General features: G+C 60.9%; 17 protein-coding genes. 13 read left to right on the top strand and 4 right to left on the bottom strand.

Translation table 11 applies throughout. From position 1 onward, the window contains the following. Nucleotides 1-94: 94 nt before the first annotated feature. The 3 genes from EPZ47_RS06570 to EPZ47_RS06560 are packed head-to-tail and all read left to right on the top strand — an operon-like array spanning nucleotide 95 to nucleotide 2,541. Nucleotides 95-685: a biliverdin-producing heme oxygenase gene (locus tag EPZ47_RS06570; RefSeq protein WP_135844047.1), complete on the top strand. Its 591-nt coding sequence runs from the start codon at nucleotides 95-97 to the stop codon at nucleotides 683-685. A gap of 49 nt (nucleotides 686-734) precedes the next feature. After that, entirely contained in the window at nucleotides 735-1,160 is a 426-nt protein-coding gene (locus tag EPZ47_RS06565) for a YbaN family protein (protein ID WP_135844046.1), read from the top strand. A gap of 34 nt (nucleotides 1,161-1,194) precedes the next feature. After that, nucleotides 1,195-2,541 carry a CoA transferase gene (locus tag EPZ47_RS06560; RefSeq protein ID WP_135844045.1) on the top strand — a complete coding sequence of 449 codons (1,347 nt, stop codon included), beginning with the start codon at nucleotides 1,195-1,197 and terminating at the stop codon, nucleotides 2,539-2,541. A 162-nt stretch (nucleotides 2,542-2,703) separates the two neighbouring features. Here the strand turns inward: EPZ47_RS06560 and arcD (EPZ47_RS06555) are convergent, their stop codons facing one another. Continuing rightward, nucleotides 2,704-4,131 (bottom strand): arginine-ornithine antiporter, encoded by a 1,428-nt coding sequence (gene arcD, locus EPZ47_RS06555; RefSeq protein WP_135844044.1) that lies wholly within the window; start codon nucleotides 4,129-4,131, stop codon nucleotides 2,704-2,706. Nucleotides 4,132-4,511: 380 nt separating this feature from the next. Between arcD (EPZ47_RS06555) and arcD (EPZ47_RS06550) the strand changes: the two genes are divergently transcribed. The 6 genes from arcD (EPZ47_RS06550) (at nucleotide 4,512) to EPZ47_RS30185 (ending at nucleotide 10,240) form a co-directional block, all read left to right on the top strand. Beyond that, nucleotides 4,512-5,939, top strand: a complete 1,428-nt coding sequence (arcD, locus tag EPZ47_RS06550; protein WP_135844043.1) for an arginine-ornithine antiporter — start codon at nucleotides 4,512-4,514, stop codon at nucleotides 5,937-5,939. A 31-nt stretch (nucleotides 5,940-5,970) separates the two neighbouring features. Further along, entirely contained in the window at nucleotides 5,971-7,227 is a 1,257-nt protein-coding gene (gene arcA / locus EPZ47_RS06545; protein WP_135844042.1) for an arginine deiminase, read from the top strand. A gap of 71 nt (nucleotides 7,228-7,298) precedes the next feature. After that, complete coding sequence (locus EPZ47_RS06540; protein WP_072409646.1) at nucleotides 7,299-8,309, top strand: ornithine carbamoyltransferase; 1,011 nt, start codon at nucleotides 7,299-7,301, stop codon at nucleotides 8,307-8,309. 167 nt (nucleotides 8,310-8,476) lie between these two features. After that, on the top strand, nucleotides 8,477-9,406 hold the full coding sequence (gene arcC / locus EPZ47_RS06535; RefSeq protein WP_135844041.1) for a carbamate kinase: 930 nt from the start codon (nucleotides 8,477-8,479) through the stop codon (nucleotides 9,404-9,406). Nucleotides 9,407-9,470: 64 nt separating this feature from the next. Next, on the top strand, nucleotides 9,471-9,830 hold the full coding sequence (locus EPZ47_RS06530) for a DUF5064 family protein (protein ID WP_135844040.1): 360 nt from the start codon (nucleotides 9,471-9,473) through the stop codon (nucleotides 9,828-9,830). Nucleotides 9,831-10,063: 233 nt separating this feature from the next. Further along, nucleotides 10,064-10,240, top strand: coding sequence for a hypothetical protein (locus EPZ47_RS30185; protein WP_178084239.1), 177 nt, complete (start codon nucleotides 10,064-10,066; stop codon nucleotides 10,238-10,240). A 7-nt stretch (nucleotides 10,241-10,247) separates the two neighbouring features. Here EPZ47_RS30185 and EPZ47_RS06525 read toward each other — a convergent pair whose 3' ends face one another. Then, on the bottom strand, nucleotides 10,248-11,141 hold the full coding sequence (locus EPZ47_RS06525; protein ID WP_135844039.1) for a helix-turn-helix domain-containing protein: 894 nt from the start codon (nucleotides 11,139-11,141) through the stop codon (nucleotides 10,248-10,250). A 164-nt stretch (nucleotides 11,142-11,305) separates the two neighbouring features. On the opposite strand from EPZ47_RS06525, the gene pobA reads away from it, so the two are divergent. Both pobA and EPZ47_RS06515 read left to right on the top strand, forming a co-directional pair. Beyond that, the gene (gene pobA / locus EPZ47_RS06520; protein ID WP_135847958.1) at nucleotides 11,306-12,496 is read left to right on the top strand and encodes a 4-hydroxybenzoate 3-monooxygenase; all 1,191 of its coding nucleotides are present in this window, start codon (nucleotides 11,306-11,308) and stop codon (nucleotides 12,494-12,496) included. A gap of 63 nt (nucleotides 12,497-12,559) precedes the next feature. Further along, a complete protein-coding gene (locus EPZ47_RS06515) occupies nucleotides 12,560-14,077 on the top strand; it encodes an MDR family MFS transporter (RefSeq protein WP_135844038.1) in 1,518 nt (505 codons plus the stop codon). A 189-nt stretch (nucleotides 14,078-14,266) separates the two neighbouring features. On the opposite strand, the gene EPZ47_RS06510 is transcribed toward EPZ47_RS06515, so the two are convergent. Continuing rightward, nucleotides 14,267-15,616, bottom strand: a complete 1,350-nt coding sequence (locus EPZ47_RS06510; protein ID WP_135844037.1) for a spinster family MFS transporter — start codon at nucleotides 15,614-15,616, stop codon at nucleotides 14,267-14,269. Nucleotides 15,617-15,977: 361 nt separating this feature from the next. On the opposite strand from EPZ47_RS06510, the gene EPZ47_RS06505 reads away from it, so the two are divergent. Next, on the top strand, nucleotides 15,978-18,155 hold the full coding sequence (locus tag EPZ47_RS06505) for a hypothetical protein (RefSeq protein WP_135844036.1): 2,178 nt from the start codon (nucleotides 15,978-15,980) through the stop codon (nucleotides 18,153-18,155). 279 nt (nucleotides 18,156-18,434) lie between these two features. Here the strand turns inward: EPZ47_RS06505 and EPZ47_RS06500 are convergent, their stop codons facing one another. Further along, on the bottom strand, nucleotides 18,435-18,740 hold the full coding sequence (locus tag EPZ47_RS06500) for a DUF2288 domain-containing protein (protein ID WP_135844035.1): 306 nt from the start codon (nucleotides 18,738-18,740) through the stop codon (nucleotides 18,435-18,437). A 339-nt stretch (nucleotides 18,741-19,079) separates the two neighbouring features. On the opposite strand from EPZ47_RS06500, the gene EPZ47_RS06490 reads away from it, so the two are divergent. Further along, nucleotides 19,080-20,207, top strand: a complete 1,128-nt coding sequence (locus EPZ47_RS06490) for a branched-chain amino acid ABC transporter substrate-binding protein (RefSeq protein ID WP_135844033.1) — start codon at nucleotides 19,080-19,082, stop codon at nucleotides 20,205-20,207. Nucleotides 20,208-20,280 lie beyond the last annotated feature (73 nt).

The following is a 20,280-nucleotide window of genomic DNA, read 5'->3' as shown; positions in this document are numbered from 1 at the left end:
GAATTCGAGGCGCCTGTTTCGCGAGCAAGCTTGGCCCCCACAGCCCAGCGCAGATCTCTTCGCAGCACAATGTTTTCATAAGAAGGAATTTTTCATGAACACCCAACGTCCCGTTTCACGCGCCCAACGCCTGAACCAGATCACCCACGAGCCCCACAGCAAGCTCGACGCACTGGTCAAGGCCCACGCCCCGTTTGAAACCCCGGCCAGCTTCGCTCGCTTCGTCGTCGCCCAGTACCTGTTCCAATCGGAACTGGTGGCGCTGTACAACGACGCGCAACTGACCACCCTGATCCCCGACCTGCCCACCCGCTGCCGTGCCGAAGCGGCCAAGGCCGACCTCGCGGACCTGGGCACCGAAGTACCGGCCCCGGTGCCCGGCGCGGTGAAGAACCCGAGCCAGGCCGAAGCCCTGGGCTGGCTGTTCGTCTCCGAAGGTTCCAAGCTCGGCGCCGCATTCCTGATCAAGCGAGCCGTGGGCCTCGGGCTGAGCGAGACCTTTGGCGCCCGCCACCTGGCAGAACCGGCGGGCGGTCGCGCCGAAGGCTGGAAAACCTTCACCCGCACCCTCGACGGCCTGGCCTTCAGCGAACAGCAGGAAGCCGAAGCAGATAAAGGCGCGCTGGATGCATTCAACCGGTTTACGGTGTTGCTAGAGCACGCCTATGCAGCTGAATTGGCCTGAAAATTCACCACCACTCCCACAGGGAAATGTGTATGCCTGAACCAATACTATGAACCGCTCTTCAAAAACCGCCCGACTGCTCTTCGCCCTGCTCGCCTACACCAGCCTGGCCGTCGGCCTGATCGCCATTGTCGTGCCCGGCCTGCCGACAACCGAGTTCATCCTGCTGGCCGCCTGGGCCGCGACCCGTAGTTCGCCGCGCCTGAGCGCCTGGTTGGAAAACCATCGGCTGTTCGGGCCGATGTTGCACAACTGGCGCAACGGCAAGGTCATCCCACGTCGGGCCAAGGTCAGCGCCACCGCCAGCATGCTGCTCTGTGCCGGGCTGATGCTGGCGATGCTCGACCCTCGCTGGCCGGTTTACCTGGCGCTGGTCGGCATGGCTCTGGGCAACCTGTGGATCTGGTCCCGACCGGAACAGGTGCCTGACACTTGCTATCGATGGACTGCCAAGCGGTCTCCAACGGATTTTTGATCTATGCTCGCTCTCTCGCTTTGGAGGGCCTGCGATGACCGATCTGCTCACGTCCATGCAAGCCGCGCTCGGCTTGCCTACAACCCCGATCCCCTTCATCGGCGACGGCGCCCTGCCCTCGGCGTTCGCCGTTACCGAGCTGGCCTGCGCCAGCATCGCCGCGGCCGGCCAGGCGAGCACCGAGCTCATCCACCAACAAACCGGCCGCCGGCCCCCCCTCGAAGTCGACCGGCGCCTGGCCTCGTTCTGGTTCTCCACGTCCCTGCGCCCCATCGGCTGGAGCGTGCCACCCATGTGGGACCCGGTGGCCGGCGACTACGCCACCGCCGATGGCTGGATTCGCCTGCACACCAACGCGCCTCATCATCGCATTGCCGCAGAGAAAGTCCTCGGCACATGCATCGACCGCGCCGACATGGCGAGCAAAGTGGTGCTCTGGAACAAGGCCGAGCTGGAACAAGCGGTGGTCGACGCTGGCGGTTGCGCCGCCCAGATGCGTTCGTGGCAGGCTTGGCAGGCACATCCCCAAGGCCTGGCGGTGAATGCCGAGCCGCTGGTGCAGTTCAGTGAAAGCGCCGATGAACAGCACAAGCCCTGGCTCGGGTCCGTGGCCCAGCCGCTGGCCGGCCTCAAGGTGCTGGACTTGACCCGCGTACTGGCCGGGCCCATTGCCAGTCGCTTCCTGGCGGGCCTGGGGGCCGATGTCTTGCGCATTGACCCACCGACTTGGAACGAACCCGGTGTGGTGCCGGAAGTCACCCTGGGCAAACGCTGCGCCCGCCTCGACTTGCATCAATCCAACGACCGTGCCGCGTTCGAGGCCTTGCTCAACAATGCCGACATCCTCTTGCACGGCTATCGCGCCGATGCCTTGGAGCGCCTGGGCTACGGAGTTGAGCAGCGTCGGCAAATGGCCCCGGGCCTGATTGATGTCAGCCTCAATGCCTACGGCTGGAGCGGCCCATGGCAGAACCGCCGCGGATTCGACAGCCTGGTGCAAATGAGCAGCGGCATCGCCGAGGCCGGCATGGCATGGCAACAGGCCGCCAAACCGACCCCGCTGCCGGTGCAGGCGCTGGACCATGGCACCGGCTATTTGATGGCGGCCAGCGCCATTGTGTTGTTGTCCCGGCGCCTGGAAAGTGGTCGAGGCGGCTCGGCGCGTTTGTCACTGGCGCGCACGGCGAAGCTGTTGATCGAGCGTGGCGCGGGAGACTCAACCCCATTGCGGGCCGAGGCCCACGAGGATCAGGGACTGGTGGTCGAGCAGACCCCATGGGGACCAGCCCATCGACTTCAGGTGCCCTTGAAAATCACCGGGACGCCGCTGCAATGGACCTTGCCGGCGGCTGAACTGGGCGCTCATCGCCCACAGTGGTGACTGTTCAATCGTTTTCACAAGCCAGGCTCAAATACCGGACAAGCCGGCCCCTGTGGCGAGGGAGCTTGCTCCCGCTGGGGCGCGCAGCGGCCCTGTTTTTGGGTCTGCTGCGCAGCCCAGCGGGAGCAAGCTCCCTCGCCACAGCATGAGCGCTCAACGCCCTCACAACGCCAAAACCCCACTGTACAACCCATAAGCCGCCAACCCCGCCCCCGCCATCACACAAGCAAAAATTCCCTTTTCCACATGGGTGAACAACGGCAGCCCCTGCTCCCGCTTGGCCTGGGCAAACAGGATCACCCCCGGCGCATACAACAACGCTGACAACAGCAGGTATTTCATCCCACCGGCGTACAACAGCCACACCGCATAAACCAGCGCGATGGCGCCAATGCACAGGTCTTTCAAGCGCCGGGCCGAGGCCCGTTCGTAGGTTTCACCCCGCGCGCAAAGTAATACCGCAAAAGCCGCTGACCACAGATAAGGCACCAGGATCATCGACGAAGCGAGATAAATCAGGCTGGTATAGGTGCCCGCGGAAAACAAAGTGATCAGCAAAAACAGCTGGATCATTCCATTGGTCAGCCACAGCGCATTGACCGGCGCATGGTTGGCATTTTCCTTGGAGAGAAATGCCGGCATGGTCTTGTCCCGGGCGGTGGCGTAGAGGATTTCCGCGCACAGCAGCGCCCAGGACAGCAGTGCCCCCAGCAGCGACACCGCCAACCCCAAGCTGATCAGCAATGCGCCCCACGGCCCGACAATGTGTTCCAGTACCCCGGCCAGGGATGGGTTCTGCAACTGCGCCAATTCCGGTTGGCCCATGATACCCAGTGACAGCACGCTCACCAGCACCAACAGCGCCAGCACCCCGAGGAACCCGATAACCGTCGCCCGCCCTACATCCGCACGTTTTTCCGCCCGCGCCGAATACACGCTGGCGCCTTCGATACCGATGAACACAAACACCGTCACCAGCATCATGTGCCGCACCTGGTTCATCACACTGCCCAGGTCCGGGTTCATCGCCCCCCAGATATCCCGGGTAAATACCTCGGCCTTGAACGCCACGGCGGCGATGACGATGAACATCACCAGCGGCACGACCTTGGCGATGGTGGTCACCAGATTGATGAACGCCGCCTCCTTGATCCCCCGCAGCACCAGAAAATGCACGGCCCACAACAGCAACGACGCACACGCGATGGCCACTGGCGTGTTGCCCTGGCCGAACACCGGAAAGAAGTAACCCAAGGTGCTGAACAACAGGACAAAGTAACCCACGTTGCCCATCCAGGCGCTGATCCAGTAGCCCCAGGCCGATGAAAACCCCATGTAGTCGCCGAACCCGGCCTTGGCGTAGGCGTATACGCCCGAGTCCAGTTCCGGTTTGCGGTTGGCCAGGGTCTGGAACACGAAGGCCAGGGCCAGCATGCCCACCGCCGTGATTGTCCAACCGATCAACACGGCACCGACATCGGCCCGGGCCGCCATGTTTTGCGGCAGGGAAAAGATCCCGCCGCCAATCATCGAACCCACCACCAACGCAATCAATGCGCCGAGTCGTAGTTTAAGCAGCGGCTGCGCCATGTGTGCTCGCTAAGAATTAAGTAGAGGAAGCGTCATAATTTTATTGAATAACGCCATTAATCAATGCCCGGATTATTGTCCGACATTTATATGAAATATCGTTATGTTAGGGCCGCTATTTTTCAGATGGCCAATCCTCTCTGAATACTTGCCTATTGGTGGAAACCAACTAGGGTCAACTTCTCCCCCCCGAAAAACGGCCACTTCCTGGGGACAACCGTCTATGGGACGGTCCTGTTCGACAACGTTCAATACTTGAAGGTTGATCGACAACTCATTTATCAACAACGAATTGTTGCTCGCCACTGATCCAGATCAGATGCCTAAGTTTCAAATGGACTTAGTCTGGCAACTCTCTTCTCCTGCATTGGAGTCACACAATGTCTGATACCCCCGGAAAACTGCGATTGGGTGCGCTGGTCGCGTTGGTGGTCGGGTCGATGATCGGCGGGGGAATCTTTTCCTTGCCGCAAAACATGGCCGCCAGTGCCGATGTCGGCGCGGTGCTGATCGGTTGGGCGATTACCGCCGTCGGCATGCTGACCCTCGCTTTTGTGTTCCAGACCCTGGCCAACCGTAAGCCCGATCTGGACGGCGGTGTGTATGCCTACGCCAAGGCCGGGTTCGGCGACTACATGGGCTTCTCATCGGCCTGGGGCTACTGGATCAGCGCCTGGCTGGGCAACGTCGGTTACTTTGTCCTGCTCTTCAGCACCCTGGGCTACTTCTTCCCGGTTTTTGGTGAGGGTAACACCGTCGCGGCGGTGATCGGTGCGTCGGTGCTGCTGTGGGCCGTGCATTTCCTGGTACTGCGCGGCATCAAGGAGGCAGCGTTCATCAACCTGGTCACCACGGTCGCCAAAGTCGTACCACTGGCGCTGTTTGTGCTGATCGCGGTGTTCGCCTTCAAGCTGGATATTTTCACCGCCGACATCTGGGGCCTGAAAAACCCGGACCTGGGCAGCGTGATGAACCAGGTGCGCCACATGATGCTGGTCACCGTGTGGGTATTCATTGGCATCGAGGGCGCGAGTATTTTCTCGGCCCGCGCCGAAAAACGCTCGGACGTGGGCAAGGCCACCGTGATCGGTTTCATCACCGTGCTGTTGTTCCTGGTGCTGGTGAATGTGCTGTCCCTGGGGATCATGACCCAGCCGGAACTGGCGAAACTGCAGAACCCGTCCATGGCCGCTGTGCTGGAACATGTGGTGGGCCACTGGGGCGCGGTGCTGATCAGCGTCGGCTTGATCATCTCGCTGCTCGGCGCCCTGCTGTCCTGGGTGCTGTTGTGCGCCGAGATCATGTTCGCCGCCGCCAAGGACCACACCATGCCGGCGCTCCTGCGCCGCGAAAACGTCAACCACGTACCGACCAATGCCCTGTGGCTGACCAATGCGATGGTTCAGCTGTTCCTGGTCATCACCCTGTTCTCGGCCAGCACGTACCTGTCACTGATCTACCTAGCCACCTCAATGATCCTGGTGCCGTACCTGTGGTCGGCGGCCTACGCGCTGCTACTGGCGGTGCGCGGTGAAACCTATGAAAACGCCCTGGCCGACCGCCGCAAGGACCTGATCATCGGCGCCATCGCCCTGATCTACGCGATGTGGTTGTTGTATGCCGGCGGGATCAAATACCTGCTGCTGTCCGCCCTGCTCTACGCCCCCGGCGCGATCCTGTTCGCCAAAGCCAAGCACGAGTTGGGCAAACCGATTTTCACCGCTGTCGAGAAGCTGATTTTCGCCGCAGTAGTCGCAGGCGCCCTGGTGGCTGCCTACGGGCTCTACGACGGCTTCCTGACCTTGTAAATGGCTGATTGTTTTAACTGGAGGATTTGTAATGACCACGGAAAAAGTGAAATACGGCGTTCATTCCGAAGCCGGTAAATTACGTAAAGTCCTGGTGTGTTCCCCAGGCCTGGCCCATCAGCGGTTAACGCCGAACAACTGCGATGAACTGCTGTTCGACGACGTGCTGTGGGTCAACCAGGCCAAGCGCGACCATTTTGATTTCGTCACCAAGATGCGCGAGCGTGGCGTCGACGTGCTGGAAATGCACAACCTGTTGACCGACATCGTTGCCATCCCCGAGGCCTTGGACTGGATCCTGCAACGCAAGATCACCCCCAACTCGGTCGGCCTGGGCCTGGTGCATGAAGTCGACTCTTGGCTACGCAGCCTGGAGCCACGCCACATCGCCGAGTTCCTGATCGGCGGCGTCTCGGCCGATGACCTGCCGGACAGTTTCGGCGGCAAGACCATCCAGATGTTCCGCGACTTTCTCGGGCACTCCAGTTTCATCCTGCCGCCGCTGCCCAACACCCAGTTCACCCGCGACACCACCTGCTGGATCTACGGCGGCGTGACGCTGAACCCGATGTATTGGCCGGCGCGCCGCCAGGAAACCCTGCTGACCAGCGCTATCTACAAGTTCCATCCCGAGTTCACCCAGGCCGACTTCCAGATCTGGTACGGCGACCCGGACCAGGACCACGGCAACGCCACCCTCGAAGGCGGCGACGTGATGCCCATCGGCAACGGCGTGGTACTGATCGGCATGGGTGAGCGCTCGTCCCGCCAGGCCATTGGCCAACTGGCGCTGAACCTGTTCAAGCACAACGCCGTGGAGCGGGTGATCGTCGCTGGCCTGCCGAAATCCCGGGCAGCCATGCATTTGGACACCGTGTTCAGCTTCTGCGATCGCGACCTGGTGACGATTTTCCCGGAAGTGGTGAGCCAGATCGTCGCGTTCTCCCTGCGCCCCGACGAGAGCAAGCCCGGCGGCATCGACGTGCGCCGCGAGGAAGGCAGCTTCCTCGACACCGTGGCCGCCGCCCTCAAGCTGCCGGCACTGCGGGTGGTGGAAACCGGCGGCAACAGCTTCGCCGCCGAACGCGAACAGTGGGACGACGGCAACAACGTGGTGGCCCTGGAACCGGGCGTGGTAATCGGCTACGACCGCAACACCTACACCAATACCCTGCTGCGCAAGGCCGGGGTGGAAGTCATCACCATCAGCGCCGCCGAACTGGGCCGAGGCCGTGGCGGCGGCCATTGCATGACCTGCCCGATCGTTCGCGACCCTATCGATTACTGATCTTTGAGCCAGGGCCGGCGTTTACCCGATTCCGGCCCTGGGGATAACCGACACCCAAGGAGATCCATATCATGGCTTTCAACATGCGCAACCGCAGCCTGCTGAGCTTGATGCACCACACCAACCGCGAGCTGCACTATCTGCTGGACCTGTCCCGTGACCTCAAGCGTGCCAAATACACCGGCACCGAACAGCCACACCTCAAGGGCAAGAACATTGCGCTGATCTTCGAGAAAACCTCGACCCGCACCCGCTGCGCCTTCGAAGTCGCGGCCCATGACCAGGGCGCCCACGTCACCTACATCGACCCGGTGTCGTCGCAGATCGGCCACAAGGAAAGCATGAAAGACACCGCCCGGGTCCTGGGGCGGATGTTCGACGCCATCGAATACCGGGGCTTCGAACAGGAGATCGTCGAGGAGCTGGCCAAGTTCGCCGGGGTGCCCGTGTTCAACGGCCTGACCGCCGAATTCCACCCTACCCAAATGATCGCCGACACCCTGACCATGCGCGAACACAGCGACAAGCCGCTGCATGACATCAGCTACGCCTACCTGGGCGATGCCCGCTACAACATGGGCAATTCACTGCTGATGATCGGCGCCAAGCTCGGCATGGACGTGCGCATCGGCGCGCCGAAAGCCCTGTGGCCGCACCAGGATTTCATCGACCAGTGCCAGGCCTTCGCCGCCGAAAGTGGTGCGCGCATCACCATCACCGAAGACCCCAAGGAAGCGGTCAAGGGCGTGGACTTCATCCACACCGACATTTGGGTGTCCATGGGCGAGCCGGTGGAAGCCTGGGACGAGCGCATCGAGCAACTGCTGCCGTACCAGGTCAACGCGCAAATGATGAAAGCCTCGGGCAACCCCCGGGTGAAGTTCATGCACTGCCTGCCAGCGTTCCATAACAGCGAAACCAAGGTCGGCCAGGACATCGCCGCGCGCTATCCGAACCTGGCCAACGGCGTGGAAGTGACCGAAGAGGTCTTCGAATCCCCGGCCAACATCGCCTTCGAGCAAGCGGAAAATCGCATGCACACCATCAAGGCGATCCTGGTGTCGGCGCTGGCGGATATCTGAACACCGCCCGCTCCCATGCTGGAATGCGATCCAGTGTGGGAGCGGGCTTGCTCGCGAAGGCGGAGTAACAGGCACAGTCATTTCGACTGACACACCGCTTTCGCGAGCAAGCCCGCTCCCACAAGGAGACCGAGTCGTCCATTATTTCTCTGTCAGAGGACAACACCATGCGCATCGTCGTTGCCCTGGGCGGTAACGCCCTCCTGCGTCGGGGTGAACCCATGACCGCAGACAACCAACGCAGCAACATCCGTACCGCGACCGAACAGATCGCGAAAATCCACCCAGGCAACCAACTGGTCATCGCCCACGGCAACGGCCCGCAGGTTGGCCTGTTGTCGCTGCAGGCGGCGGCCTATACCTCGGTCACGCCGTATCCGCTGGACGTGCTCGGCGCCGAAACCGAAGGCATGATCGGCTACATCATCGAACAGGAACTGGGCAACCTGCTGGACGTCGACGTGCCGTTTGCCACACTGCTGACCCAGGTCGAAGTGGACGGCAACGACCCGGCCTTCCAACATCCCAGCAAACCCATCGGCCCGGTCTACAGCAAAGCGGAGGCGCAGAAACTCGCCACCGAGAAAGGCTGGACCATCGCTCCGGACGGTGACAAGTTCCGCCGCGTGGTCGCCAGCCCACGGCCCAAGCGCATCTTTGAAATCCGCCCGATCAAGTGGCTGCTGGAAAAGGGCAGCATCGTGATCTGCGCCGGTGGCGGCGGCATCCCGACGATGTACGACACCAACGGCAAACTGCAAGGCGTGGAAGCGGTGATTGACAAGGACCTGTGCTCGGCGCTGCTGGCCGAACAACTGGAGAGCGATCTGCTGGTGATCGCCACCGACGTCAACGCGGCCTTCATCGATTTCGGCAAGCCGACCCAGAAAGCCATCGCCCAGGCCCACCCCGACGCCATGGAAAAACTCGGTTTTGCCGCCGGTTCCATGGGCCCAAAGGTGCAGGCCGCCTGCGAATTCGCGCGCAACACTGGCAAGGTCGCGGTGATCGGGTCGCTTTCAGACATCAATGCTATCGTCCAAGGCACCGCCGGCACTCGCATCAGCACGGCAACACCCGGCATCACTTATCGGTAACAGGAAACTTACCGGGCGGACTCAGGGTCTGCCCTACTCCCATGCCTTCGAAGGAGAGTCGATTATGGCCATGTTCGAACCCGGTCACCTGCACATGGAGCGCCACGCGCTGAACAAGGAAGATTTCAGCTACAACCTGTGCATCGACTACGAGGTTGCGCAGGACCCCAAGGAAGGCATCGGCATGTCATTCCGGGTGCATGGTACGGTCGAGGACAACACCTTGGACGAGAGCTTTTTCCTGGCCAAGGACCTGGCCTTCGACTTCGCCCGCCACGCCACACGCATCGCCCAGAAATACGGCCTGCCCAAAAACGCCAGCATTGGCTCGATGCACAAGTACTACGACGAAATGTTTGAAGACGTGCGTCATCAACTGGACGTCAAGCCTGGGGACCCGATGAAGCCTGAGCACCTGGCGTAACCCGCTTAAAAGAACAACCCAATCCCCTGTGGGAGCGAGCTTGCTCGCGATAGCGGTAGATCAGTCGACACGCACGGTGACTGACCCGCCCCCATCGCGAGCAAGCTCGCTCCCACAGGGGTTATCAGCGTCCTGAATATCGGGTACATCCCGTACCTGTTTGACTGGCAACTCATCTGCGCTGACCTATGCTCAATGTAGTACCCCAGGGTATTCGTTCAGAGGTCACCGCCATGAACATTAAAATAAAAAGACGCCTCGCCATTTTCCTCACCTGCGCCGCCACCCTTGCGCTGTATGGCACCGCGGCCTATCGGGTCGAGCAGGCCAGACAATTGCCCCGTGAATACGCCAGCTGCAACTTCGAACGTTGCATCCCCCACAGCGCGAGCCTGAACGCTCTGCGCTGAAGCGTGTTCAGTCGTCCGGCTGATCGGTCTTGAGCCGGTCGCGGAAGGCTTTGGGCGAGATTCCGACGCGTCGGCGAAACAGCCGGGTGAAATTGGTCGGGTCGGAAAACCCGAGCATTTCGGAAATCTCGTAAATGGTCAGGCCGGTGTAGGTCAGCAGCCGCTTGGCTTCCAACAACTGGCGCTCATGCATGATCTGCAACGCCGGTTGCCCTGCCAGCTCGCGGCAGGTGCCATTGAGGTGCGACACGGAGATGCCCAGGCGATGGGCCAAGTCTTCGACCTTGACGTGCTGGCGGTAGGTTTCTTCCACCAACTGAATGAACCCGTTGAGGTATTCCCGGGCCCGTTGCGGGCGCTGGGTGGAGGTACGTCGCTGCATCACCTGGCGGCTGACCCAGACCATGATCACGCTAACCAAGGCATGCATCAGCATTTCCCGGGCCGGCTGATGACCGACGTATTCGGCCTGCAAGGCACTGAACAGGCTGTTGAGGTAGGTGGCGTTCTCCCCGGCCGGATAGCTTTCGGCCTGGGCCAGGACGTTGACCGAATGGCCCAACTGCGCTTGCAAGTGCGTCACCAGCGGTGCCGCCAGGGTCACCACGTAACCTTCCACATCTTCGGAAAAACGAAAGCCATGGACCGACAGCGGCGGCAGGATCTGCACCGCTGGCTCGGTGAGTTGCGTGCGCTGGCCTTCGATCTCCAGTTCTGCCTGGCCCTTGAACACAAACAACAACTGGCAGAGGTCGGCATGCCGATGGGGTTTGATTTCCCACTGGTGCTCGCGGCTGCGCTTGGAAATGGTTTCGCAGTGCAGCAGATCCGGCGTCGGCCAGTCCTGGCTTTCGCCGTAGAGCTTGAACACCGGAATCGAAGGCAGGTCAGTTTTTTTCATCACGAGGATCGGCCTGGGGTTGCGGGCGATAATCGCACCGATTGGCAAAAAGTACAGGTATCGGCTCAGTTTTCCCCTTCAATTGACAGGCCCGCAAGCGAAAAATGCAAGCACCCCAATCAACACCGACCCTGGTCGCGTGCTTCGTGCGAGTCATAACAACAATGAAAATCCTCAAGACCCAAGTCGCTATCATCGGCGCCGGCCCTTCTGGCCTGCTGCTTGGCCAGTTGCTGCACAACGCTGGCATCGACACCGTCATCCTCGAGCGCCAAGCCCCGGACTATGTACTGAGCCGCATCCGCGCCGGTGTGCTGGAGCAAGGCATGGTCGAACTGCTGCGCCAGGCCGGCGTCGGCCAGCGCATGGACGCCGAAGGTTTGCCCCATGACGGTTTTGAGCTGGCACTCAACGATCGTCGAGTGCACATCGACCTCAAGGGGCTGACGGGCGGCAAAAACGTCATGGTCTATGGCCAGACCGAGGTCACCCGAGACTTGATGGCCGCCCGTGAAGCCGCCGGCGCCCGCACGCTGTATCAGGTCAACAACGCCCAGCCCCACGACATGCAAACCGACCGGCCTTTCGTGACCTTCGAACACCAAGGGGACTCCTGGCGCCTGGACTGCGATTACATCGCCGGGTGTGACGGCTTCCATGGCGTTGCGCGGCAGTCGATTCCGGCGGAAAAACTGAAAATCTTCGAGCGGGTCTATCCGTTTGGCTGGCTCGGCGTCCTGGCCGATACCCCGCCGGTTCACGACGAACTGGTCTACGCCCGTCACGAACGCGGTTTTGCCCTGTGCAGCATGCGCTCCAAGACCCGCACCCGTTATTACCTGCAAGTGCCCGCCGAGGAGCAAGTGGCCGACTGGCCGGATGAGCGCTTCTGGGGCGAACTGAAAAACCGCCTGCCCGCCGATCTGGCCGAAGCGCTGGTGACCGGCCCATCCATCGAGAAAAGCATCGCGCCGCTGCGCAGCTTCGTGGTCGAGCCCATGCAATACGGCCGGATGTTCCTGGTGGGCGACGCGGCCCACATCGTCCCCCCGACCGGCGCCAAGGGCCTGAACCTAGCGGCCAGCGACGTCAGCACGCTGTTCAACATTTTGCTCAAGGTCTATCGCGACGGCCGCGTGGATTTGCTGGAGAAGTATTCGGCCATCTGTCTGCGGCGCGTGTGGAAAGCCGAGCGGTTCTCCTGGTGGATGACCTCAATGCTGCACCGCTTCGACGACGACGCCTTCAACCAGCGCATCAGCGAAGCGGAACTGGAGTATTTCGTCGACTCCGAGGCCGGGCGCAAAACCATCGCGGAAAACTACGTCGGACTTCCTTATGAGGCTATCGAATAGCCGCCTATCGACTTAAACTGCGGGCTTGTCCCATTTGCCTTTTCGGCGCCCGCAGGATCTGCCGTGACTCAGCTCAATACCCCTCAAGCGCCGACGCCAGCCATCCGCAGCGTGCTGGTGGCCCTGATGCTGGCGATTTTTCTCGGCGCCCTGGACCAAACCATCGTTGCCGTCTCAATGCCGGCCATTTCCGCACAGTTCAAGGACGTCAGCCTGCTGGCCTGGGTGATTTCCGGCTACATGGTCGCCATGACCGTGGCGGTGCCGATCTACGGCAAGCTCGGCGACCTGTACGGCCGACGCCCGCTGATGCTGCTGGGCATGGGCCTGTTCACCCTGGCCTCGCTGTTTTGTGGCCTGGCACAAAACATGGAGCAGTTGGTCCTGGCACGGATTCTCCAGGGCATCGGCGCCGGTGGGATGATTTCCGTGAGCCAGGCGATCATTGGTGACATCATCGCGCCCCGCGAGCGCGGCCGCTATCAGGGGTATTTCAGCGGTATGTACGCGTTGGCCAGCGTGGCCGGGCCGGTGCTGGGCGGCTACATGACCGAATACCTGTCGTGGCGCTGGGTGTTTCTGATCAACCTGCCGCTGGGCCTGACGGCCTGGTGGGTGGCCCGCCGCGCCCTGGTCGGGCTGCCGGTGCCGCAACGCACGCCGATCATCGATTACCTGGGCACCGTGTTGCTGATCATAGGCTTGACTGCATTGCTGCTGGGCATTACCCAAATCGGCCAGGGCCACGCCTGGCACAGCCGCGAAGTGCTGGGGTTGCTGGGTGGCGCGGGGGTGGCGTTGGGGCTGTTCGTCTGGCAGGAGCGCCGGGCCCCGGAGCCGTTGCTGCCGATGCACCTGTTCGTCAACCGCAGCGCGGTGTTGTGTTGGTGCACGGTGTTCTTCACCAGTTTCCAGGCGATCTCCCTGACGGTGCTGGTGCCGTTGCGCTTTCAGAGCGTGACCGGCGCTGGCGCCGACAGCGCGGCGTTGCACTTGCTGCCGCTGGCGATGGGGTTGCCCATGGGGGCGTATTTCGCCGGACGCCGCACCTCGGTCACAGGCCGCTACAAACCGATGATCCTCAGCGGCGCCCTGCTCTTTCCGCTCGCCATCCTCGGCATGGCCCTCACCCCGCCCGGCGCGTTCTGGCTCAGCAGCCTGTTCATGCTGCTCTGCGGCATCGCCTCCGGCATGCAGTTCCCCACTTCACTGGTGGGTGCGCAGAACTCGGTGCAGCAACGAGACATCGGCGTCGCCACCAGCACCACCAACCTGTTCCGCTCCCTCGGCGGCGCGGTGGGCGTGGCACTGATGTCGGCGTTGCTGCTGACCCTGCTTAAGGACTCAAGCTTCGTCCAGTTCACCGGCTCGGCACTGATCGGCGAAGGACATTCCGGCAACATTCTGCTGGACGGCCTGAACGCTGCCCCGGGGGAAGCACAGGATGCCTTGCGCCAGGCGTTGCAGACGACGTTCCGGGATTTGCTGCTGATCAGCGCGGCGGTGTCGCTGCTGGGATTGGCGGCGGCGGTGGCGATGCCCAATCGCCTGCTGCGTGGGCGGGATGAAAACGCTGGGTAGCCGCGATCACACAAAGCACGGTTGAAACACAAACCCTGTGACGAGGGAATTTAGCGAAACGTCGCACCGCCCCGTTGGGCTCCGTAGGAGCTGGCGAAGCCTGCGATCTTTTGATCTTGATCTTTCGCCCTCAACTTAATGGGTTGTGGAAAGATCGCAGCCTCGCTTCGCTCGACAGCTCCTACGCGATCAAGCCGTCGCCGCCGCACCCACCGGCTCCACCACCGCGCTCATCCCATCCTTCATCCGCTTGGCATCACGCACGAAACAGCGCGAGGCCAGGAACAGGAACACCATGGTCAGGAACAGCGCCACCGGGATCAGGTACATCGCGTCGTGCAGGCCGATGGCCTTGAACGCTTCGCTCATCTGGTCGACACCTGCGGCTGCCATGGCCGTGCGGGCGAAGTAGTCGGACAAGCCGCCCACCACCACCGGCCCCAGGCCGCCACCGAGCAAATACAGCCCGGCAAAGTACAACGCCATCGCCGTGGCGCGCAGGCGCGGCTCCACCACGTCCTGGATCGCGGTGTAGACGCAGGTGTAAAAGTTATAGGCAAACAGCCAACCGACGCTGAACACCGCCACGAACACGCCGATTTCAATGCGCCCGGCATGCAGGGCCCACGCCGTGGTGACCGTCGAAATCGCCAGGCTGAACGCTGCGAACAGCAGGCGGCCGTTGGGTACGCGCTGGTGGATTTTGTCCGCGACCCAGCCGCCAAGGGTGAGCCCGAACAACCCCGTTACACCCACCATAATCCCGGTGGCCACGGCCGCCTCATGCAACGGCATCAGGAAGTAACGCTGCAGCATGGGCACCAGGAATGAGTTGCACGCATAGGTGGCAAAGTTGAAACACAACCCGGCCAGCACCAGCCACAGGAAGGTGGGAATCACCAGCACCCGACGGATCGGCCGGTCGACCTTTTCCTGGGACACCTGCACGGTTTCCGCCGCGCCGCGCTTGGGTTCCTTGATGAAGAACATGAACAACGCCAGCACCAAACCGGGCACCGCCGCGATAAAGAACGGCGCACGCCAACTGTCGAACGCCTTGACCATCGCCCCGATGGTGAAGAACGCCAGCAGCAACCCAATCGGCAGGCCCAGCATGAAGATACCCATGGCCCGCGCCCGCCGATGGGCCGGGAACAAATCGCCGATCAGTGAATTGGCGGCCGGCGCGTAACTGGCTTCGCCGATCCCCACGCCCATGCGCACCAGCAGGAACGCCCAGAAACTGCCCACCAGGCCGTTGACCGCCGTCAGCGCGCTCCAGCTCGCCAGCCCCCAGCCCATCAACTTGCTGCGCGAACCGGTATCGGCCAGGCGGCCCAGGGGCAAGCCGGCGATGGCGTAGACGATGGTGAAGGCGGTGCCGATGATGCCGATCTGGAAGTCGCTGAGGCTCCATTCCATACGGATCGGTTCGATGATGATCGCCGGGATGGTGCGGTCGAAGAAGTTGAACAGGTTGGCCAGGAACAGCAGGAACAGAATGCGCCAGGCATTCGCCGCTTGGGTCGAGTTCTGCATGGGTCCGTCTCTTTATTGTTATGGGGCATTCGTGACCGCGCCCGGAATCTGCAATCTAGACAGCGGCACGTGGACTGTCTCCAATCATTCGCAAGGCTGATACCCGACCATGGCGAGCGGCGTGTTTATTGATAGCGGTCAATTTTCTGTAACAATTGCCATCATTTCGCCCATTCTTGATTAAAGATCGTCTTTGGGTGGCCGATTCAACTTATCAGGAAAGAATCTCCCGAGCGGCGCTCAGGCTACAGCCCTGAACGCTTGGGGCCGACCTTCGCGCCAACCAAGGACGCGAGCTCCCATCCGCGATGGTTCGATGACAGCGCTCGTCGAACCAACCAGTTCAGGCATATGGCGCATAATGACTTCCAAAAAAACAGCCACTGCAGTATCCGATCTGACCCTGAGCCCGGCCGCCAACGGTCCTGAAACCCCGAAGCCGCCGAGGCGCTCACGTTCCCTGTCGACTCAGCAGTATCTGTATTTCACCGAAACCAACACCGACCGCATCCTCGACAACCTCGACGGCCTGCGCGACGCGGTGTTTCCACGACCGCCCCATCTGGTAGAGGACGAGAGCGACCGCACTCAGCAGGAATTCCCCTCGGTCTGCCTGATCGGCCTGGGTCGCTGCGGCTCCAACATCGCCCTCGACGTGGCGGAGCTGGTGTACAACGCCCGCAAGTTCTACCTCAACGAATTCAATGCTGAAGACAAGGCCTACAGCGACAAGGGCTACAGCCCCGCACAGTGGATCCGCAACAATTTGCGCCTGGGCACCAGCAAGGCCAGTAAACCGGTGTTCCTGGTGGAACCGCTGGTGATGCTCGGCGACCTGGACAAGGACATCGCCGGGCGCATCCGTTTCTCGCGCAAGGGCGAAAAAAGCGGTTTCCTGCGCGACTACAGCAAAATGAAAATCATGGACCTGTCGGAAGTCCACGCCGGTGGCGCCGGTAACGCGCCGATCCTGGGCCAGTACCTGGCCAAGATCATCCTGAACAAGGACACCCAGCGCTTCTCCAGCCCCGACTGGAAAATGATCCACTCGTACCTGATCGACAGCTGCGGCATCAAGGCCAACCAGTCGCGCCTGTACTTCTCGATCTTCAGTGCCGGCGGCGGTACCGGTTCGGGCATGGCCTCGGAGTTCGGCCTGGCCCAGCAGTACTCGTACATGAACAAGACGTTCGACACCAAACCGATGGACGAACATGACAGCAAGAGCGGTCATTCCTTCGTCTTCGAGCCGATCTTCACCAGCGGCATCTGCGTGCTGCCGAACATTTCCGATCATCGCAGCGAAATGTCCGAAGCGTTGCACATCAACGCCGGACGCCTGCTGTGCAAATATCTGTCGGAAGAATGGGATTTCTCGTACAACTTCGCCAACGAAGACAGCAGCGAAGCCAGTGTCATGGGGCGTATCCGTCCGTGGAACGCGATGATGCTGATCTCCAACGACATCATGCGCTACGCCGAAGAGAGCGACGACGGCAACATCCAGAACATTGATGTCAATGCCATGGAGAAGCACGCCAACCAGTACATCTCCCAGCAGATCTTCAACATCCTGACAGCCCAGGCCGTCACCACCGACTACGACCAGAACTATTTCCGCCGTGCCGGCATCGACATCGGCGAGACCATTCGCCTGGACGCCAACGACTTGTTCATGAGCCTGGCCGGCCCGGTGGCGATTGCCTATGCAGAGTCCGTTGTCCCGGAAACCCCGGCGCCCAGCGGCGACAAGTTCAAGGTGTTCGAGAAAGAACCGCCGCGCCTGAACATCGACGACCTGTTCTTCCGTTCCATCGACCTGCCGCACTTCAACAAAGTCACCCAGGCCATCGAAGGCATCAGCCTGTTGCCGATCGAATCCAAGCGCTACCGGGCCTCGCTGGAGCAATACAAGAACTCCGGCTACGACGCGGCGGCCTTGCATGACCTGCACTTCTTCAAGAATTGCTCGTCGGTGGTGTCGATCGTCTCGCTGCCCAAGGACTACAAGCTGTCCTACATGGACCTGAACCGGCTCAAGACCCACCTCAACAGCCTGTTCCCCAACACCACCCTCAAGCGTTACGCGCTGGTGATCGGCGCCTCGGCCAACCTGTCGCTGACCACCCTGATCGCCAAGAGCCCGTGCCTGTCGGATGACTTCCTGACCCTGATCGTGGCCTTCATCAAACGTTGCTTCGCTCGCACGCCATACCGCTTCGACGACACCCTGGACAACTCGATCCTGGACTTCATCATCAATGAAGACTTCGACGAGGAGCGCATCGACGACCTGCTCAACGAGTTCGAAAACCCGGCGAAAATCCTCGACACCAACTGGTACGCGATCAAGCCGATGTACGAGAAAAAATACCGCGAGCTGATCAACGATAAGGATAAGTTTGTCTCGATCAACGACATCCGCCTGTCCCGGGACTGCGTGAAAAAGGCGATCAAGTACCTGCGCGAGATCTACCGTCATCGCATTGGCAAGACCAAGGTTATTTCCTTGAATAACCATACTGGCAGGACGTATTGAGGTAGCCGCAGCACCGCATCGCCCCCTTCGCGAGCAAGCCCGCTCCCACATGGAACCGAGGTCCACTGTGGGAGCGGGCTTGCTCGCGAAGGCGGCCTTGAATACACCACCGAGATAACATCCAGAAACAATTGAGCAGCCCCAAGGCCGCCCCATGAACTGTTCCCGTTACGTATACGTCACCCTGCCCTGTGGCGTTTCGCCACGGCAGGACGCCATCACGCTACTCACCTACACACTTTCACCCGAGAAAAAACTCGAACCAAGTTGGTGCATCGATCAGTTCGACGCCCTTTCCTGGATCATAATCCACGGCGAAATCACCACCGCCCAAAGCTGCGGATCACGCTCAAGAAGATCCAGCGCCCGCGTTTCAGACAGCTTGGCGACCTGGTCAGCGGCCAGCCAGGCGGCGACTTTGGTACCTTCGTCCTGGGCCACGGCTTCGGCGGCGGCGATCAAATCCAGTGCCGGATCGACCCACAATAGGGCACCCTTGGCGAAGAACGGCTCCAGCTCTTTCCAAGTGATGGATGCGGTTTCACCAAGCAGTTTGGCATAGAGGGTGCTAGGTTCTTGATTCATGGGACCTGTCCGGAAAAGAAATCGGCGCGAATAATAACGTCGGTGGTCTGGCAGAAAAACCCGGTAGCAATTGCAGCACCGATTGAAAAGCGCAGGAACGCCAAGGATTGCCGATTTGACCGGACAACCCCCGCCGCTATTCTGTCTTTTTCTTTCAATAAAGCGACAGCCTCAGGTTTTGCCCCCAAGCGCCAGCTTCCCTTGCCAACAATCGGCGCTCTACACTGTACCGGTACAGTTGCCGGGGGCATTTTCCGCGAGGGTATCCAAGATATCTGACCCGGTTCTGCTGCTACGGCGCCAGGACTATAAAAACTACAACAGCATGAGTGGAGCACTATGACTAAGGCTACTAAGCAGATTTCCAAACTGTTTGCCGCTATGGTTCTGGCCGGGGTTGCCAGCCATTCGTTCGCCGCCGACACCATCAAGATCGGCATCGCCGGCCCAAAAACCGGCCCTGTAGCCCAATACGGCGACATGCAGTTCAGTGGCGCCAAAATGGCCATCGAACAGATCAACGCCAAGGGCGGCGTCGACGGCAAGAAACTTGAAGCCGTTGAATACGATGACGCCTGTGATCCAAAACAAGCGGTCGCGGTCGCGAACAAAGTCGTCAACGACGGCATCAAGTTCGTGGTCGGCCACCTGTGCTCCAGCTCCACCCAGCCGGCTTCGGACATCTATGAAGACGAAGGCGTGATCATGATCACCCCGGCCGCCACCAGCCCGGACATCACCGCTCGCGGCTACAAGATGATCTTCCGCACCATCGGCCTGGACAGTGCCCAGGGCCCTGCGGCCGGCAACTACATCGCCGACCACGTCAAGCCGAAAATCGTTGCGGTCCTGCACGACAAGCAGCAATACGGTGAAGGCATCGCCAGCGCCGTGAAGAAAACCCTCGAAGACAAAGGCGTGAAAGTGGCCGTCTTCGAAGGCGTGAACGCCGGCGACAAAGACTTCTCCTCGATGATCGCCAAGCTCAAGCAAGCCAACGTCGACTTCGTCTACTACGGCGGCTACCACCCGGAACTGGGCCTGATCCTGCGTCAATCCCAGGAAAAAGGCTTGAAAGCCAAGTTCATGGGTCCGGAAGGCGTGGGTAACGACTCCATCTCGCAGATCGCCAAGGAATCTTCCGAAGGCTTGCTGGTAACCCTGCCGAAATCTTTCGACCAGGACCCTGCCAACATCGCCCTGGCTGACGCCTTCAAGGCCAAGAAAGAAGACCCGAGCGGTCCGTTCGTGTTCCCGTCCTACTCCGCAGTGACCGTGATCGCCGACGCCATCAAGGCTGCCAAGAGCGAAGACGCAGGCAAAGTGGCTGAAGCCATCCACGCCGGCACCTTCAAGACCCCTACCGGTGACCTGAGCTTTGACGCGAAGGGCGACCTGAAGGACTTCAAGTTCGTGGTTTACGAGTGGCATTTCGGCAAACCTAAAACCGAAGCTTCGCCGCAGTAAGGCCTGGCCTGACTGACTGCCAATAAAGCCCACGGCGTGCCGTGGGCTTTGTTTTAAATGTATTGGGCCGCGC

Source organism: Pseudomonas viciae (genome assembly GCF_004786035.1).
Lineage (GTDB): Bacteria > Pseudomonadota > Gammaproteobacteria > Pseudomonadales > Pseudomonadaceae > Aquipseudomonas > Aquipseudomonas viciae.
This window is presented reverse-complemented; position numbering and strand designations above follow the sequence as displayed.

Excerpts from the sequence above, each read along its gene's own strand:
- EPZ47_RS06505 (WP_135844036.1), top strand. The coding sequence starts at position 15,978 with ATGACTTCCAAAAAAACAGCCACTGCAGTATCCGATCTGACCCTGAGC.
- pobA (WP_135847958.1), top strand. The coding sequence starts at position 11,306 with ATGAAAATCCTCAAGACCCAAGTCGCTATCATCGGCGCCGGCCCTTCT.
- EPZ47_RS06565 (WP_135844046.1), top strand. The coding sequence starts at position 735 with ATGAACCGCTCTTCAAAAACCGCCCGACTGCTCTTCGCCCTGCTCGCC.
- EPZ47_RS06490 (WP_135844033.1), top strand. The coding sequence starts at position 19,080 with ATGACTAAGGCTACTAAGCAGATTTCCAAACTGTTTGCCGCTATGGTT.
- arcD (WP_135844044.1), bottom strand. The coding sequence starts at position 4,131 with ATGGCGCAGCCGCTGCTTAAACTACGACTCGGCGCATTGATTGCGTTG.
- EPZ47_RS30185 (WP_178084239.1), top strand. The coding sequence starts at position 10,064 with ATGAACATTAAAATAAAAAGACGCCTCGCCATTTTCCTCACCTGCGCC.
- EPZ47_RS06540 (WP_072409646.1), top strand. The coding sequence starts at position 7,299 with ATGGCTTTCAACATGCGCAACCGCAGCCTGCTGAGCTTGATGCACCAC.
- EPZ47_RS06510 (WP_135844037.1), bottom strand. The coding sequence starts at position 15,616 with ATGCAGAACTCGACCCAAGCGGCGAATGCCTGGCGCATTCTGTTCCTG.
- arcA (WP_135844042.1), top strand. The coding sequence starts at position 5,971 with ATGACCACGGAAAAAGTGAAATACGGCGTTCATTCCGAAGCCGGTAAA.
- arcC (WP_135844041.1), top strand. The coding sequence starts at position 8,477 with ATGCGCATCGTCGTTGCCCTGGGCGGTAACGCCCTCCTGCGTCGGGGT.
- EPZ47_RS06525 (WP_135844039.1), bottom strand. The coding sequence starts at position 11,141 with ATGAAAAAAACTGACCTGCCTTCGATTCCGGTGTTCAAGCTCTACGGC.
- EPZ47_RS06500 (WP_135844035.1), bottom strand. The coding sequence starts at position 18,740 with ATGAATCAAGAACCTAGCACCCTCTATGCCAAACTGCTTGGTGAAACC.
- arcD (WP_135844043.1), top strand. The coding sequence starts at position 4,512 with ATGTCTGATACCCCCGGAAAACTGCGATTGGGTGCGCTGGTCGCGTTG.
- EPZ47_RS06560 (WP_135844045.1), top strand. The coding sequence starts at position 1,195 with ATGACCGATCTGCTCACGTCCATGCAAGCCGCGCTCGGCTTGCCTACA.
- EPZ47_RS06530 (WP_135844040.1), top strand. The coding sequence starts at position 9,471 with ATGGCCATGTTCGAACCCGGTCACCTGCACATGGAGCGCCACGCGCTG.
- EPZ47_RS06570 (WP_135844047.1), top strand. The coding sequence starts at position 95 with ATGAACACCCAACGTCCCGTTTCACGCGCCCAACGCCTGAACCAGATC.